Below are 16,159 nucleotides of genomic sequence, written 5' to 3' on the forward strand. Positions count from 1 at the left end.
GCTGGTGGGGAGAAGCAAGTGGCTAGTAGTGAATAAGGGAGACCACTAGCCATTTACTACTAGTGCATCCCCAATAATTCCCTATTTTTAGAACCATTATTCCAGTTTGTATAAATACCTGCACATGAAAAAGGATTCCTTGTTCTGGTCCATGTTCTTACTGTACTAACATTATTTGCCCAACAGGCTACGGACGTAGCAATTATTCCCCAACCTGTTTCCCTTGAAAAGCGGGAAGGTCAGTTCTTATTCAATGCACAAACCCGCATTGAGGCTACTGATCGTAATCCGGACGCACTTCGGGTGGCTGGTTGGTTTGCCAGCCAGCTGCGCAAGGCCACTGGTTATACTGCTGCTGTACAAAATACCGCTGCCGTCACCCGGACCAATGTGATCAGCTTTACCCTCAATAAAGCCGAAGAGGCCGATCTGGGCAATGAAGGCTATCGCCTGGAAGTATGGCCCACCGGCGCTATTGTGAAAGCCAATAAGCCCGCCGGCTTGTTTTATGGCATGCAAACCCTGTTGCAGCTTTTCCCCAAAGACATTGAAAGTAAAACGGTAGTAGCCAGGAAAAGCTGGCCTTTGCCGGCTGTACGGATCTCCGATTACCCCCGTTTTGCCTGGCGAGGATTGATGTTCGACGTATCACGCCATTTCTTTACCAAAGCCCAGGTAAAGGAGTTCATTGATGATATGGTGAAATACAAATACAATATCCTGCACCTGCACCTGACCGACGATCAGGGCTGGCGCCTGGAGATCAAAAGTCTGCCTAAACTGACCTCGGTAGGCGCCTGGAGGGTGGATAAAACCGGTACTTTCGGCACTTTTAGCACTCCCGAAGCTGATGAGCCCCGCACCTATGGGGGCTTTTATACCCATGAGGACATTAAAGAGCTGGTACAATATGCGGGCGACCGTTTTGTGAATATCCTGCCCGAGATCGATATCCCCGGCCATAGTATGGCCGCTGTGGCGGCCTATCCCGAACTATCCTGCACGCCTGGTACCTACCGGGTGAATTCGGGCGAGAAGTTCATGCAATGGAATGGCGATGGTACCTTTTATGCCCTGATAGACAATGCCCTGTGCCCGGCCAATGAAAATGTGTACAGCTTTATGGATAAGGTATTTACCGAGGTGGCCGAACTGTTTCCCTTTGGTTATATCCATATGGGCGGCGATGAGTGTGCCAAGAACTTCTGGGAGAAAAGCGATGCCATTAAGCAATTAATGGAAAAAGAGAAGCTGAAAGACCTGCATGAAGTGCAGAGCTATTTTGTGAAAAGGATCGGCAAGATCATTGAATCGAAAGGTAAAAAGATGATGGGCTGGGATGAGATATTGGAAGGTGGGTTGGCGCCCGGTGCAGCCGTAATGAGCTGGCGGGGCGTGAAAGGAGGCAAGGAAGCTGCTGCTGCAGGCCATGAAGTAGTAATGAGCCCCAATTCAAATGTATACATTGACCTGATGCAGGGGATGGTGCTATTGAACCCCCTGTATACAGCACCGTACGCCTGAAAAGCGCCTACCAGTTTGAGCCGGTACCTGAAGGTGTCAACCCTTCCCTGATCAAAGGTGGACAAGCCAACTTGTGGACAGAGCAGGTATACAATATGCGCCACCTGCAATACATGGTTTGGCCCCGGGGCTTTGCCGTGGCAGAAGCAGTATGGAGCCCCAAAGCGAAAAAGGACTGGAATAACTTTGTAGGCCGCGTAGAACAGCATTTTGAGCGATATGAAGTGGCAGAGAAAAGTACGCCCCCAGCATGTACGAGCCCCTGATCAGTGCTTCTAAGAATGCAGCAGGTGGATTGAAAGTAGATCTCACTACCGAGATAGAAGGACTGGATATTTACTACAGCTTTGATAATTCCTTCCCCGACCGCTTCTATCCCAAATATACTGGCACCCTTGTGGTACCCAAAGATGCCGTGAACCTCAAACTGGTTACTTATAAAGGCAAACAACAGGTAGGCAGGCAAGTGGCTATTCCCGTAGCGGAATTGGTAAGGCGGGCAGAGCGGAAAAAGTGAGGAAAGGAGACAGCATACAGGAGGGTTGAGCAATTGATAGGTTGAAAAGTTGAATCTTTAGCAGTTAATGGTAAATACAAAGAGGCTGTATCCAATAAAGCAGGATACAGCCTTTTAAATTGGGGTACCTGGTGGAGAATTATCTACTTTTATTTTAAATCGAAGCGATGAACTGCAAGTTATGTATGCGTCTATTTTTCGCCCTGATGGTAACTGTATTTGCTATCATTGGCTGTACACCACCGGAGAAAAAAATAGATAAGCAGGCTTCAATGCAACTCCCGTCAATATTTTTAGTAGTACTGGGAGTTGCGCAGGACGCGGGTTATCCACAGATAGGCTGCGAAAAAGCTGTTGCAAAGCCTATTGGGAAGGTAAAGAAAGTAAAAAGCACACCACCTGCCTGGCATTGATCGACAGGATCAATAACAAATACTGGATCTTCGAGGCCACGCCAGACATGACAGCACAAATGCAGGAGGTGCAAAACTATGTAGGGAGTGCCCCGAACTATTCCCCGCAAGGTATTTTTATTACACATGCCCATATTGGCCATTATGCCGGATTGATGTTTTTGGGAAGGGAAGCAATGGGAGCACAAAATATGCCTGTGTATGCCATGCCACGCATAGATTCCTTTTACGGAATAATGGTCCATGGAGCCAGTTGGTTGCCTTAAACAATATTCGGTTAGTAAAGATGAAAGCCGACAGCAGCATGGCCATCAGCGATCAACTAACTATTACTCCCATTAGGGTGCCACACAGGGATGAGTTTTCAGAAACCGTCGGATATCAGATACAAACTCCAAAAAAGAAAGTGTTGTTTATTCCGGATATTGATAAATGGAATAAATGGGACAAGGATATCATTGAAAAAGTAAGCAATACAGACATTGCATTACTGGATGGAACTTTTTATAAGGATGGCGAAATAAAAGGCCGGAGCATGAGCGAAATACCCCATCCCTTTGTAGAAGAGACCATGCAATTATTTTCATCCGTCCCCGATTCAGTAAAACAGCAGATCAAATTCATCCATTTCAATCATACCAATCCTTTGCTGAAAGAAAGATCTCCAGAAAAAGAGAAAGTAATAGCAAATGGATTTTCAGTGGCTTACCAGGGCGAGATCATTGAATTATAATAATACAGTTTTATGAACGCCAGAAAATATTGACGTCATTGATCGCTCACAGCTCGTGGCCCGGAACTTTATTACTCACTCCTTAAGCTTTTCACAGGATTGGCCAAAGCGGCTTTGATCGATTGAAAGCTGATGGTGATAATGGCAATGAAGATGGCAATAACACCTGACAACACAAATACCGACCAGCCGGTATTGATCTTGTAGGCAAAGTCCTGCAGCCATTTGTTCATCATATACCAGGCAATAGGTCCTGCAATGACAATGGAGATCAATACCAGTGTGATAAAATCCCTGGCCAGTAAACGGATGATGCCAGCTACGCTAGCTCCCAATACTTTGCGGATGCCAATTTCGCGGGTACGTACTTGTGCAGTGTAAGCAGCCAGTCCCAGCAGCCCCAGACAGCAGATCAGGATGGCTATGACGGCGAAAATATTGAAGATGGTGCCTGTACGCGTTTCGGTGGTATAGAGCTTTTCAAAGGTTTCATCCAGAAAGGTATATTGGAAAGGCAGCTCAGCATTGAATTGTTTCCATATCTTTTCACTGGCAGCAATGGCCCTGGATGCCTCTTTTCCCGTGGTCCTGATATAGATAATTGCATTCTTTCCGGTATGCCTGAAAAAGATGGCCGGTTCTATCTTATTCTTCATAGAAGCAAAATGAAAATCCTTCACAACACCTGTAATGGTACCGGTGGTTTGCCATAACCTGAACTTTTTGCCAATAGGATCTTTGATGCCTGCCTGGCGAACAGCTGTTTCGTTAAGAATAAAATGAGCGGAATCTGCAGGCGTGCCGGTAAAGTTCTTACCAGCTGTTAATTGCATTTTGAAAAAGGGAATGAAATCCGGCGAGATACCCATCGGGCGCATCATCATGGTTTCATTGGCGCCTTTTCCGTCCCAGGAATTATCACCTGTTTGATTGCCGAGCTTAACAATATTGCCATTGGCCCGTGTAACGTTCAATACACCCGGCTGGCTAAGCAAAGTTGATCTAACGGCATCATAACTGGTTCCTCCGTCCCGCAGGAAAATGGAAAACACATGGGTCTTATCGTATCCCAGCTGTCGTGAACGGATGTATTGTAATTGGTTGCTGATGATGAGTGTACTGATGATCAGGGCCACTGAGCAGGCAAATTGGGTAACCACCAAGGCTTTGCGGAACAGGGCATCACTGATGCGGGCATTCATTTTGCCCTTTAATACTTTCAAGGGCTCAAAGGAAGAAAGCAGCAGTGCAGGATAGATGCTGGAAATAATGAGTGACCCAATGATGGTGACCAGTAATAAGATCCAGAGGTGGTAATCGGTCAGGTCCAATACCAGTTCTTTTCCGGAAAGCTGGTTAAAGAAAGGCAGCAACAGGTGAATAACGCCCATAGCCAGAATGGATGCCAGTATAAACAACAGCGCTGTTTCTACCATGAATTGCAGGAACAATTGCCATTTGGCCGCGCCTACGATCTTGCGCATGCTTACTTCTTTGGCACGCAGCATAGAACGGGCGGTACTTAAATTTACATAGTTGATGCAGGCAATGATCAGGATCACAAAAGCAATCCACATGAACATGCGTACCGTTTCCATACCTGCTTCTTTACCATCAGAGTGATATAAGTGCATATCATTGACAGACAGGAATTGGTATTTAATATCGGTATCATCGGGTTTATTACGCAGGTGGATATCGCGCAGGCGGGTAGCCAGTTTACCAAGATCAGTACCAGGCTTCAGCAGCAGGTAGGTATCGAAATTGAATTGGGAGAAATCATTGTTGATCGTTTGCTTGCTGTTAATGTCTGTATAATTCAGCTTGGCATACATGGACATCGGCATTACAATATCGTATTGAATGCTGGAATTCCTGGGAGCGTCTTTGGTGATACCCGTTACTGTAAAATAGGTGGTTTTGTCGGCCACGATCACTTTGCCAATGGGGTCTTCTTCCCTAAAGTATTTTTTAGCCATCGTTTCAGTCAACACAATACTGTTGTTATCCGGAAAAGGATTGGCTGCATTGCCTTTGATCAGCGGAAAGCTGAGCATATGGAAAAAGCTGGGGTCGGCATAAATGGGTCTGTCAATATCCAGGCGCTTATCCTTATACAGCAGGGAGTAATAATGACCACCATCACACCAGCGTACGGTTTCTTTTACCTCGGGCAGCTCCTGTTTACCCATGAGCGCAATAGGCGCCACAGTTTCCGTCCATATCTGTACACTGGCGCCCGTACCTACCTGGTTTTCGAGCTTATAGATCTGATCAGCCTGTTGATGAAAACGATCAAAACTCAATTCATCCTGCACCCATAATAGAATCAGGATACCCACAGCCAGGCCTGCGGTAAGTCCGGCAATATTGATGGCTGAATAGAATTTGTTCTTGACTAAGTTGCGCCAGGCCGTTTTCAGGTGATTTTTAAACATACAGAATGTATTTTACCAGGGTGGTTATGCTAATAGAATGTAAAAGAGTGCCAAATTTACAATGTGTTGATAAATAGTTTGTTAAGGGGGTGAAATGCCCGGTTTACTGTCCGTTTTCAATACACCGGTTGTTCGTTTTGTATCCCCATCAAAAAATATCGACCGGCTGCAACGATAGGTGCTTGATCAATGTCAACATATACGGCAGATGCACTGCTACATTTTTAGTAAGATTTAGTAAGACGGGTTTAGGGGTTAAATCAGTCTCTTCTAAGGGGTCTTCCGGCTGGAGCCGTGAAGACCCTCTTTTTTGTCTGAACAAAAGAAAAGAGGTGACACCTTTCCTTTGCCTCGCAAACGAAAGGTGTCACCTCTGTAGCGAGCCATTCACGATTGTTCCACCCCTTGGCGGGACCGATGCACGATTCCCGGCCTCAGTTCTGCTCCAACAGGTCTTTAGAAGGCAGTTTAGGAAAGGATACATGCGGTTCCAACTGGTACCAGAAAACGACCGAACTGATATCGGATTGCTGTTGCAGGTACCTGCCGCCACTCTTCCAGCCAAGGTCCTGCATGGTGATCTTCAGGTCCTTTTCAAAACGTACCGGGTCGGTAATATGCCAGCGATACATGCCAAAACGTTGTTGTGAATTGTACAATCCATCTGGCCTGATCACCTGGTGTAAGCCAGCATAAGCGGTACTGAATTCTGTGTATCTGCCCTTCACATCAAAATTGTAAGAGCCGCAGAAATAATCTTCCGTTCCTGTTCCGTTGATGGTAGGAAATTGGGTATCACCATCCATAAAGAACTTGATCTCTCCTTCGCCCCACCAGCCATTGTTGTGAATGCCATAGGCCATATACGTGCCTATATATTGCCCCCTGCCTTTGATATTGTCTACCATGGTGAATAAGCCACCTTGTGTAGGATTGTTCCTGCGGAACTGTGCATGGAAATAGGCGGCATCATCTGGCACTTCGGTCAATGTATAATCGATCTGGTAATAGATGCGCATATCTTCTGTGGCAATATTTTCCAGGGTGATACGGCATTTTTGCGGAAGGGCATGGTCCAATAACAATTGAAGGCACTACCGGGATTCACTGTCACTGCCAATGAATTAAGTGGGGCATAAGCGCCCCATCCCATACCAAAGAAATCCCCAACGGGTACTTCTACTGAAGGTTCTTTTTCATCATCCCAATAAAACCGGAGAATAGAAAATCGCCAGTTGCCCGTAGGCGTCATCCAAATATGCTGAATGGCCCCCGAACCACTGATCTCGCCCAGGGTGAAAGTGGTGCCTTTTTTAACCATTACATACGGACTTACTTTCCAACCTTGTCCCAACTCCCGGGCTTCATTTTTAGCCGACCCGTTTTCCAGGGTAGCCATGCCTCCTTTACCAGGTTCGCCCGTGAAGTTTTCGGGGCTGATAGAGCGTGTTTTTGCGTTGGATACCCGGTAAAGATTGCCCAGGTTTACATCAAGATCATTGAAAGCATTATTTTTCTGTGCTATAGCAGCAGTCGTTACAATGGCAAGCACCATTGACAGGAATATTGACCTCATGTGTAACAGCGTTTTAAGTAACAGGAAGGTACAAAAGTTTTCTCTTTTGCATTTCTTTAACAGAATATGGGCAGCCAGGCACGATAAATGATTAATACCTTATATACTTAATAACCATCAAGGGTAATCGGAAGATTGCCTTACATATCGTGTTGATTGGTTGTTTTTGGTTGTAGAAATAAGAAGGCCCTCTCAAGTCGCACAACAATTGAGAAGGCCTTCTTTTTTTTTTAGTCCGGAAGTCCGGAAGTCCGGAAGTCCGGAAGTCCGAAAGTCCGAAAGTCCGAAAGTCCGAGAGTCCGAGAGTCCGAGAGTCCGAAAGACCGGAAGTCGGAAAGACCGGAAGACCGGAAGACCGGAAGTCAGAAAAGAAAAGCGTTGAAAGCTGTATTGCTTTCGGACTTTCCGACTTCCGGACTTTTCTGACTTCTTAAAATGCTTTCTTATTATTTCCGCCGGGAGTATTCTTATCTTTCTTTTTTTTTTAGACCGTAAGTCCGTATGACCGGAAGTCAGAAAAGAAAAGAAAAGCGTTGAAAGCCGTATTGCTTTCGGACTTTCCGACTTCCGGACTTTTCTGACTTCTTAAAATGCTTTCTTATTATTTCCGCCTGAGTATTCTTATCCTTCTTTTTTTAGAACGTAAGTCCGAAAGACCGGAAGTCAGAAAAGAAAAGCGTTGAAAGCTGTATTGCCTTCGGACTTTCCGACTTCCGGACTTTTCCGACTTCTTAAAACGCTTTCTTATTATTTCCGCCTGAGTATTCTTATCCTTCTTTTTTTTTTTAGACCGTAAGTCCGAAAGACCGGAAGTCAGAAAAGAAATGCGTTGAAAGCTGTATTGCTTTCGGACTTTCCGACTTCCGGACTTTTCCGACTTCTTAAAATGCTTTCTTATTATTTCCGCCGGGAGTATTCTTATCGGCGTTCTTCACGTATTTCTCCAGCCAGGCATTTTGTTCATACAAGAGATGGAGCAGGTTTTCCTTACCACGATAACCATGTGCTTCATAAGGCAGGCTTACAAAACGTACCGTGCCGCCATGACCTTTTACTGCATTGAACAAGCGCTCACTTTGGATGGGAAAAGTACCGGGATTGTCATCCATTTCACCGTGTATCAGGAGCAAGGGTGTCTTGATCTTGTCGGCATGGTAAAAGGGACTCATCGCTGCATACAGTTCGGGCGCTTGCCAGAAAGTACGTTCTTCATTCTGGAAACCAAAAGGCGTGAGGGTGCGGTTATAAGCGCCGCTGCGGGCAATACCGGCTTTAAACAGTTTAGTATGTGCCAGCAGGTTGGCTGTCATGAAAGCACCATAGCTATGACCGCCTACAGCAACACGGTTCCTGTCGCCAACGCCCATTTCTGCCAACTTATTAATGGCTGCTTCGGCATTCATCCGCAACTGATCAATAAAATTGTCATTGGGTTTCTTGGTCGAATCGGTTGATACAATGGGAAACTCGGCATTGTCCAATACAGCATAACCTTGCGTTACCCAGAAAATGGGACCGCCATAGCCAATGAGCGTGAAGCGATCTTTGGAGCCACGGATCTGTGCTGCATCAGCCGCTGAGTTGAACTCACGGGGGTAGGCCCACATCAATACAGGCAAAGGACCATCTTTCTTGGGATCATAGTTCTTCGGCAGGTATAAACTGCCGGTAAGGTCTACACCATCCGACCGCTTGTAGGATATCTTTTCTTTGGTGATGCCATCCAGTTGTGGATAAGGATTGGCAAAGCTGGTAATGGGCTGGTCGGCTATGCGCAATACTAAATTCTTGATATAGTAATTGGGCATGTCTTTCTGTGACTCACGACGGGTAAGTAAGATCAATTTGTCGGCATCCAGTACATCAGATATGCTTTCATATATTCCTTCCTGGCAACGCCAGATGATCTCATTTTTCTTGGTTTTCAGGTCAAATTTGGCAAGGAAGGGAAGGTCACCTTTTGGAGAGCTGCCCACCTGGTTATTCATCAACAGCTTGGTACCATTGTCGATGGTTCTGATCACCTGACGGCCATACTTATTTTTCATCGTTACCGGAGAACCGGGACTATTGTAAGCATCCGTCATATTGCGTTCCTGCAAGGTTTCCAGTTGGCCGCTAGTAGGATTATAGAGACTTAGGCGGGTGGTTTGTTTACTTTGTAAATACTCATTCACCAGGGCCAGGTTGTCATCACCCCAGGTGATGCCACCAAAGCGCCAGCTTGTTTTCAGGAGTTCTTTGGGGGTGCCCGTAAATGGAGCACTCAGGGAATATACCACATCATGGAAATCTGATTTGTTCTTATAGATACCGCTGTCCAATGGTTCGGCCCATACAATAGTAGCGGCTTCATCATCGCGCCAGCTGAAACCACGGGGTGCATTCAGTATATTATCATAACCCGATGGTGAGAGTTCAGAAGAAGGCAAATCGGCCAATACTTTCACTACCTTACCAGCAGGATCAGTTATGCTTACTGTTGAATTAAAACCAAAAGCTGGCACCAGGTAAGAAAATGGTGTATGAATGGTACGGGTAACCATGTATTTCTTATCAGGCGACAACCCGAAGGATAAATAAATAGCAGGCTTGCCGATCCTGGTCTCTACACCATTCACATTCTTTGTTAATTGAACCGTACTGTAAAAAGCAAATAATTGCTCATCATAAGGCGATTTGATCAAATCCTGGTAAGTACGGCTGGGTGCTACCTTACCCAGGTTTTGCTGGATGGCAGGGCCCGAAGGTGTTAGGGACTTTACAGGTGCTGCAGAAGCGGGTTGTAAGGTCGTTTTATACAAGAGGGTGTTATCGTCTGCCCAGATAAAATCCTGGCCCAGGATCACATTCAGGGGCTGTTTGTTCACCTTGGCGGCCTTGTGTGTAGCTACATCAATCACATACAGGTCTACGCTTTTGTTGGAGGTATGCGTAAAAGCGATCTTTTTTTCATTGGGGCTCCAACTGATATTACCTGCGAGCAAATTGGCTGGCAAGCCGGTTACGGGATATTCTTTCCCGGCTTTGATATCCTTCAGTGTTAAATTGTTGATGAAGTTCTGACGGCTGGGGGCAAAATTATTAGGATTGATACGTTGTCCGGCAATCCTGAGTTCGGGCTGTGCCAGCTCTTCAACGGCTGGGTAACTATTGCGCTCCATCAGCAACATCCAGGCTGCTTTTCCATCAATGCTTACACCTGGGGTAGGCTTCGCCAGCAGGAGGTCGGCTATCTCCTTGGGAGGTAATTTATATCCCTCGTCCTGCGCCGAACAAAGGGTTACTACAAAAGGCAAACAACTACTAATAATTTTCTCATGAGTAATGTAGTTTAGAATAGATAGATTGATGACAAATGATTAGACGGCAGATGACCAAAACCCCTGTGTAGGGTGGGGAGCAAGTTAAGTATTGCCCCTTTTAAGCTCCTTGCTGAATAGGACAGCTGGCTGCATGGCTATACGGAGGACAGCTTACAGAATTGAGCATACAGTAAACAGCAGAAATACAGGAGGCTGATAATCAGATAATTTTATATGTATCGGATGAGCAGGGGCCTCCGGAAAAAATAATTTTGATAAAAGAAAGGATATCCTATTTTTGCGACTCGAAATGAACATATTTACGCACATACATCACCATCATCATACTTACCTCACCAGGTAGGCCGGTGGTGCTTTGTTCAGTGCCATATCATATTAAGGGCTTACCGCAGGTAAGCCCTTTTATTTGCCTAATCGGAAACTAAAATAGTTATAGCAGGCAGGTCCAATTCCTGCCAATCCATAAAATCAAAAAAAATCATGGTTCAGACAATGCTAAGAATAGCCATTCAAAAGTCAGGACGTTTATACGAAGATTCGGTACAACTGCTGAAAGAATGCGGTATCGACCTGCGCAATGTAAAGGACCGTCTGAGAACAGAGGCCGACAATTTTCCCTGGAAGTGTTTTTCTGCGTGACGATGATATTCCCCAATATGTAGAAGATGGGGTAGCGGATATTGGTATTGTAGGTGAAAATGTATTGTTTGAAAAGAACAAGCAGGCCGAGGTAGTAGAAAAACTGGGCTTTGGCAAATGCCGCCTGTCCGTAGCGGTACCCCGTGGTCAGCAATATGAAGGAGTGGCTTCCCTACAGGGCAAACGCATCGCTACCAGCTACCCCTTCCTGGTCAATGCTTTCCTGGAAAAGAATAAGGTGCAGGCCGAGATCCATGAGATCAGCGGTTCCGTGGAAATAGCCCCTGGCATTGGCCTGGCCGATGTGGTGGCCGACCTGGTAAGCAGTGGCTCTACACTATTCATGAATGGATTGAAAGAGGTGGAAACCATACTTCAGTCCCAATCCGTACTGATTAAGAATAACCAATTGAATGAAGTGCAACAGCAACTGCTGGACAAACTGGTATTCCGTATCCGTGCGGTTAAAAAGCCAAGCGTACCAAATATGTATTGCTCAACGCACCCAATGAGAAATTGAAAGAGATCATCAGCCTGCTGCCCGGTATGAAAAGCCCCACAGTACTACCATTGGCTCAGGAAGGCTGGAGCAGTGTTCATAGCGTACTGAGTGAAGATACTTTCTGGGACATTATTGAACAGCTCAAAGCCGCTGGTGCACAGGGTATCCTGGTGGTCCCTATTGAAAAAATGATAATATAAATGAATACACCGGTAAATCAGCGCACCAAACCAATCAAAAAGCACAATAATATTACGCGTTTATGAAAGTATTTGATAATCCGGCAAGAAAGGAGTGGGACAGCTTATTGCAGCGACCGGTGGCAGAAGCCGCAAAACTGGAAGCAACCGTAAGCGCTATCCTGCAGCAGGTAAAGGCCAGCGGTGATGAAGCCATTAAAGCCTTGACCCTTCAGTTCGACAAGGCGGCTATTGATGAGTTGCTGGTAAGTGAGGCGGAATTTAGGGAAGCGGCCGGATTGCTCGACAAGGCATTGCAAACAGCTATTTTAACGGCCAAGGCCAATATTACTGCCTTTCATGAAAAGCAGTTGAGTCAACCGGAAGTGATAGAAACCATGCCCGGCATACAATGCTGGCGAAAATCGGTGGCCATTGAAAAAGTAGGTTTGTATATACCCGGCGGTACGGCCCCGTTGTTTTCCACCATTTTGATGTTGGGCGTGCCGGCCAGACTGGCTGGCTGTAAGGAGATCATCCTTTGTTCCCCGCCCGATAAAAATGGGAAACTGCATCCGGCAATCTTATTTGCCGCGCAAGCAGTAGGTGTAACAAAGGTTTTCAAAGCAGGGGGTGTGCAGGCCATTGGGGCCATGGCTTATGGAACAACATCCATACCCAGGGTATCAAAAATATTTGGACCCGGCAATCAATATGTAACCTGTGCCAAGCAATTGATACAACAGGAAGGTATTGCGATCGATATGCCGGCAGGGCCCAGCGAAGTAGCGGTATATGCGGATGAAACAGCCAACCCGGCTTTTGTAGCGGCCGACCTGCTAAGCCAGGCCGAGCATGGCATGGACAGCCAGGTGATATTAGTAGTGAACCAGGCATCGTTGGTAGCGCAAGTGCAGGAAGAGCTGCAACAACAACTGGCCCTATTGCCCAGGAAGAACCTGGCAGCGCAAGTGCTGATACATAGTAAGATCTTTGTTATGCAGGATGAAATGGCCGCTATTGACCTGCTGAATGAATATGCAGCCGAACACCTGATATTGGCTTGTGCCAATGCTGTAGAACTGGCAGGTAAAGTAGTGAATGCTGGTTCAGTATTCCTGGGGCATTATTCGCCCGAAAGTGTAGGCGATTATGCCAGCGGTACCAACCATACCCTGCCTACCAATGGTTATGCCAAAGCCTATAGCGGTGTAAGCGTGGATAGCTTCGTAAAGAAGATCACCTTCCAGCAGCTTACCCAACAGGGATTGCAAAACATTGGCCGCACAGTAGAACTGATGGCGGAAGCGGAAGGGCTGGAGGCACATGCCAATGCGGTACGGGTGCGCTTGAAGAATACAGAATCCTGAGGGTTGGGCTAGTTGATAGGTTGATAAGTTGAAAAGTTAATTGGTAGACTAGGACACACCCATTCACGATTGCCGGCCCCGATTCATGAATTTCAAAAAAAGAAACAATGAGCTTCGATCTAAATAATATACTAAGAGAGAATATTAAAAAACTGGTACCCTATTCATCTGCGCGGGATGAGTTTAAAGGCGAGGCCAGCGTTTACCTGGATGCCAACGAAAACAGCCTGGGTTCACCACTCACCAAGTGGTACAACCGGTATCCTGATCCCTTACAGAAGAAAGTAAAGAACAAACTGAGTGAGATCAAAGGCGTGCCTACCGAAAATATCTTCTTAGGTAATGGCAGTGACGAATGTATTGATGTATTGATTCGCGCCTTTTGTGATCCCGGAAAAGACAATATCATTATTTGCCCGCCTACCTATGGCATGTATGAAGTGAGCGCCAATATCAATGATGTGGCCATCAAGAGAGTGCCTTTAACGCCTGCTTTCCAGCTCGACCTGCCGGCCATAGAAGAAGCGGTGGACGACAATACCAAAATGATCTTCATCTGTTCGCCAAATAACCCTACTGGTAATTCATTGGAGCGCGATGATATTGAAGTATTGTTGAATAACTATTTCGGACTGGTAGTGATTGATGAGGCCTATATCAATTTCTCGCGCTTCAGGTCTTTTACCCAGGAGTTGGAAGATTATCCCAACCTGGTAGTGATGCAAACTTTGTCAAAGGCCTGGGGACTGGCTGCCTTGCGTGTGGGGCTTGCTTTTGCTTCCACTTCCATCATAGAGATCATGAATAAGGTAAAACCCCCTTATAATATCAACCAGGCTTCGCAGGACCTGGTATTGCAGGCATTGGAAGAAGTAGGGCAGGTAAATGATATGATCAAGGAGATCGTAGCGCAAAGAGGAGAACTGGAAAAGCTATTGCCTGCTATACCGGTAGTTAAAAAGTATATCCTTCCGATGCCAATTTCCTATTGGTACAGGTAACGGACGCACACGCGATTTACCAGTATTTGTTGCAGGAAGGTATTGTGGTGCGCGATAGAAGTAAGGTAACCCTTTGTGAAGGTAGCCTGCGTATTACGGTGGGTACGGCTGCTGAAAATGAAGTATTGGTTAACGCATTGAAAAAATACACCAGTTAGTTGGTGTAATCTGTATAAAACCTGATTTTTAATTTTCATCTCACCTAAACCAGCAACATGAATTGGATTAGTAAAATGCTCCCCCTTTTTTTTATTGGCAGGATCTGCTGCTTATGGCAATGACACTACGCATATCAAACACCAGCCTCGAAAAGCAGCGCCCGTTGAAGAGAATGGCGGCATTACGCTACCGGCAGGATTCAAAGCCGTGGTGGTAGCAGATTCTGTAGGCAGGGCCAGGCATATCGTAACAGCCGCCAATGGCGACCTGTACGTCATGTTGTTCAGGTTGAAAGATGGTAAAGGCATTCTCCGCCTGCGGGATACCAATAAAGATGGGGTAGCCGACCAATCCATTGCTTTTGGTAATTATGCCGGCACGGGTATTACTATTAAAGATGGTTACTTATACGCTTCTTCCAATAAAGAGGTTTTTCGTTATAAACTGAACGATAAACAGGAGGTCATCAACACTGATCAGCCCGAGCGGATCATTACGGGCCTGATCGACCGGAATACGCACAATACCAAATCGCTGGTGCTGGACAATGTGGGCAATATTTATGTAAACATTGGTGCGCCCTCCAATGCTTGTCAACTGGAAGATCGTAAGAAAGGTTCTCCTTCTCCCTATCCCTGTCCTTTATTGGATTCAGTAGGAGGGGTATGGCAGTTCAAAGCCGATAAGTTGAACCAGTCTTATCCAGAAGGTATCCGGTATGCTACGGGCATCCGCAATATCATGGGACTGGACTGGGAGCAAACCACCAACTCCCTATTTGCCATGCAGCATGGACGGGATAACCTGAACTCCTTATTCCCCGAACTATTCAATGAAGAGGAGAGTGCAGAATTGCCCGGTGAAGAACTATTCCAGATCAATAAAAACGATGATTTTGGCTGGCCTTATTGCTATTTCGACTGGCAACAAAATAAGAAGGTGCTGGCACCGGAATATGGTGGCGACAAAAAGAAAGAAGGCCTTTGTGCCGATAAGAAGAGACCCATTTACTCATTTCCTGGTCACTGGGCCCCCAATGCGTTGCTATTCTATACGGGCAACCAATTTCCCGGGAAATACAAGAATGGCGCTTTTGTAGCCTTTCATGGTTCCTGGAACCGGGCACCCAAACCCCAGGCTGGCTATTTTGTGGTATTTCTTCCCTTTAAGGATGGTAAACCCAATGGCGAATATGAGATCTTTGCGGATGGTTTTGCCGGCGGATCGAGGGAGCCTGCCAAATCAAGGTTCCGTCCTTGTGGACTGGCACAGGGACCGGATGGATCCTTGTATATCTCTGACGACAAGAAAGGTCGTCTTTGGAAAGTAACCTACACTAAAAAATAAATGCTTCCTGCTATGCGTAAATCATTTTTGCTGATCACCTGCGTGGGCACCTTGCTTTTAATGGCTGCACAAACAAAACCCAAACCGGTACCCAAAAAGGTAATGGAGAATGGTAAGAAAGTTTATGATATTTATTGCCTGCCCTGTCATCAACAGGATGGCAGTGGGGTGCCCAATATGACCCCTACACTAACAAAGACCACCTGGGTTACCGGCGATAAAACAAGGCTGGTACAGGTAATCTTAAAAGGCATGAAAGGGGTAGAAGTGGACGGAGAAACGTATGACAATGTAATGGCTGCCCATGATTACCTCACCGATCAGGAAATTGCCGACGTAACCACCTTTATCAGAAATAGTTTTCAGAATAAGGCGGGTATGATCACACCTGCGGAGGTGAAAACCATTCGCGCCAAGACCAAGTAAAGGCAAGAA

General features: G+C 46.1%; 18 protein-coding genes. 14 read left to right on the plus strand and 4 right to left on the minus strand.

Annotated features, from left to right (window positions below; genetic code table 11):
* Nucleotides 1-204: 204 nt before the first annotated feature.
* The 6 genes from RS881_RS16850 (at nt 205) to RS881_RS16875 (ending at nt 3,187) form a co-directional block, all read left to right on the plus strand.
* Nucleotides 205-1,524, plus strand: coding sequence for a beta-N-acetylhexosaminidase (locus RS881_RS16850; RefSeq protein WP_315824508.1), 1,320 nt, complete (start codon nt 205-207; stop codon nt 1,522-1,524).
* Nucleotides 1,521-1,790, plus strand: a complete 270-nt coding sequence (locus tag RS881_RS16855; protein WP_315824509.1) for a family 20 glycosylhydrolase — start codon at nt 1,521-1,523, stop codon at nt 1,788-1,790. Before RS881_RS16850 ends, RS881_RS16855 begins: the two co-directional genes overlap by 4 nt.
* Nucleotides 1,775-2,041: an FN3 associated domain-containing protein gene (locus RS881_RS16860; RefSeq protein WP_315822141.1), complete on the plus strand. Its 267-nt coding sequence runs from the start codon at nt 1,775-1,777 to the stop codon at nt 2,039-2,041. Before RS881_RS16855 ends, RS881_RS16860 begins: the two co-directional genes overlap by 16 nt.
* Before the next feature lie 185 nt (nt 2,042-2,226).
* Nucleotides 2,227-2,454 (plus strand): hypothetical protein, encoded by a 228-nt coding sequence (locus RS881_RS16865; RefSeq protein ID WP_315822142.1) that lies wholly within the window; start codon nt 2,227-2,229, stop codon nt 2,452-2,454.
* On the plus strand, nt 2,451-2,720 hold the full coding sequence (locus RS881_RS16870; protein WP_315822143.1) for an MBL fold metallo-hydrolase: 270 nt from the start codon (nt 2,451-2,453) through the stop codon (nt 2,718-2,720). The genes RS881_RS16865 and RS881_RS16870 overlap by 4 nt, the downstream gene beginning before the upstream one ends.
* A complete protein-coding gene (locus RS881_RS16875; protein WP_315822144.1) occupies nt 2,708-3,187 on the plus strand; it encodes an MBL fold metallo-hydrolase in 480 nt (159 codons plus the stop codon). The genes RS881_RS16870 and RS881_RS16875 overlap by 13 nt, the downstream gene beginning before the upstream one ends.
* Nucleotides 3,188-3,258: 71 nt before the next feature.
* Here the strand turns inward: RS881_RS16875 and RS881_RS16880 are convergent, their stop codons facing one another.
* From RS881_RS16880 to RS881_RS16895, 4 genes are all read right to left on the minus strand, one after another.
* On the minus strand, nt 3,259-5,625 hold the full coding sequence (locus RS881_RS16880) for an ABC transporter permease (RefSeq protein ID WP_315822145.1): 2,367 nt from the start codon (nt 5,623-5,625) through the stop codon (nt 3,259-3,261).
* A gap of 434 nt (nt 5,626-6,059) precedes the next feature.
* Nucleotides 6,060-6,644 carry a DUF2961 domain-containing protein gene (locus tag RS881_RS62565; RefSeq protein ID WP_315822146.1) on the minus strand — a complete coding sequence of 195 codons (585 nt, stop codon included), beginning with the start codon at nt 6,642-6,644 and terminating at the stop codon, nt 6,060-6,062.
* Nucleotides 6,611-7,180, minus strand: coding sequence for a DUF2961 domain-containing protein (locus RS881_RS62570; protein WP_315822147.1), 570 nt, complete (start codon nt 7,178-7,180; stop codon nt 6,611-6,613). Before RS881_RS62570 ends, RS881_RS62565 begins: the two co-directional genes overlap by 34 nt.
* A gap of 902 nt (nt 7,181-8,082) precedes the next feature.
* A complete protein-coding gene (locus RS881_RS16895) occupies nt 8,083-10,500 on the minus strand; it encodes an alpha/beta hydrolase family protein (RefSeq protein WP_315822148.1) in 2,418 nt (805 codons plus the stop codon).
* Nucleotides 10,501-11,007: 507 nt separating this feature from the next.
* Between RS881_RS16895 and RS881_RS16900 the strand changes: the two genes are divergently transcribed.
* From RS881_RS16900 to RS881_RS16935, 8 genes are all read left to right on the plus strand, one after another.
* Nucleotides 11,008-11,166 carry a hypothetical protein gene (locus tag RS881_RS16900; protein ID WP_315822149.1) on the plus strand — a complete coding sequence of 53 codons (159 nt, stop codon included), beginning with the start codon at nt 11,008-11,010 and terminating at the stop codon, nt 11,164-11,166.
* Between the two features lie 46 nt (nt 11,167-11,212).
* The gene (gene hisG / locus RS881_RS16905; RefSeq protein ID WP_315824510.1) at nt 11,213-11,686 is read left to right on the plus strand and encodes an ATP phosphoribosyltransferase; all 474 of its coding nucleotides are present in this window, start codon (nt 11,213-11,215) and stop codon (nt 11,684-11,686) included.
* On the plus strand, nt 11,659-11,868 hold the full coding sequence (hisG, locus tag RS881_RS16910; RefSeq protein ID WP_315822150.1) for an ATP phosphoribosyltransferase: 210 nt from the start codon (nt 11,659-11,661) through the stop codon (nt 11,866-11,868). Before hisG (RS881_RS16905) ends, hisG (RS881_RS16910) begins: the two co-directional genes overlap by 28 nt.
* 62 nt (nt 11,869-11,930) lie before the next feature.
* On the plus strand, nt 11,931-13,217 hold the full coding sequence (gene hisD / locus RS881_RS16915) for a histidinol dehydrogenase (protein WP_315822151.1): 1,287 nt from the start codon (nt 11,931-11,933) through the stop codon (nt 13,215-13,217).
* A 107-nt stretch (nt 13,218-13,324) separates the two neighbouring features.
* The gene (gene hisC, locus RS881_RS16920; RefSeq protein ID WP_315822152.1) at nt 13,325-14,218 is read left to right on the plus strand and encodes a histidinol-phosphate transaminase; all 894 of its coding nucleotides are present in this window, start codon (nt 13,325-13,327) and stop codon (nt 14,216-14,218) included.
* Nucleotides 14,206-14,376 (plus strand): aminotransferase class I/II-fold pyridoxal phosphate-dependent enzyme, encoded by a 171-nt coding sequence (locus RS881_RS16925; RefSeq protein ID WP_315822153.1) that lies wholly within the window; start codon nt 14,206-14,208, stop codon nt 14,374-14,376. Before hisC ends, RS881_RS16925 begins: the two co-directional genes overlap by 13 nt.
* A 94-nt stretch (nt 14,377-14,470) precedes the next feature.
* Nucleotides 14,471-15,724, plus strand: a complete 1,254-nt coding sequence (locus RS881_RS16930; protein WP_315822154.1) for a PQQ-dependent sugar dehydrogenase — start codon at nt 14,471-14,473, stop codon at nt 15,722-15,724.
* Nucleotides 15,725-15,736: 12 nt separating this feature from the next.
* Nucleotides 15,737-16,150, plus strand: a complete 414-nt coding sequence (locus RS881_RS16935) for a c-type cytochrome (RefSeq protein ID WP_315822155.1) — start codon at nt 15,737-15,739, stop codon at nt 16,148-16,150.
* Nucleotides 16,151-16,159: the final 9 nt, after the last annotated feature.

It is taken from the genome of Paraflavitalea speifideaquila, assembly GCF_032395985.1.
Classification (GTDB): Bacteria; Bacteroidota; Bacteroidia; order Chitinophagales; family Chitinophagaceae; genus Paraflavitalea; species Paraflavitalea speifideaquila.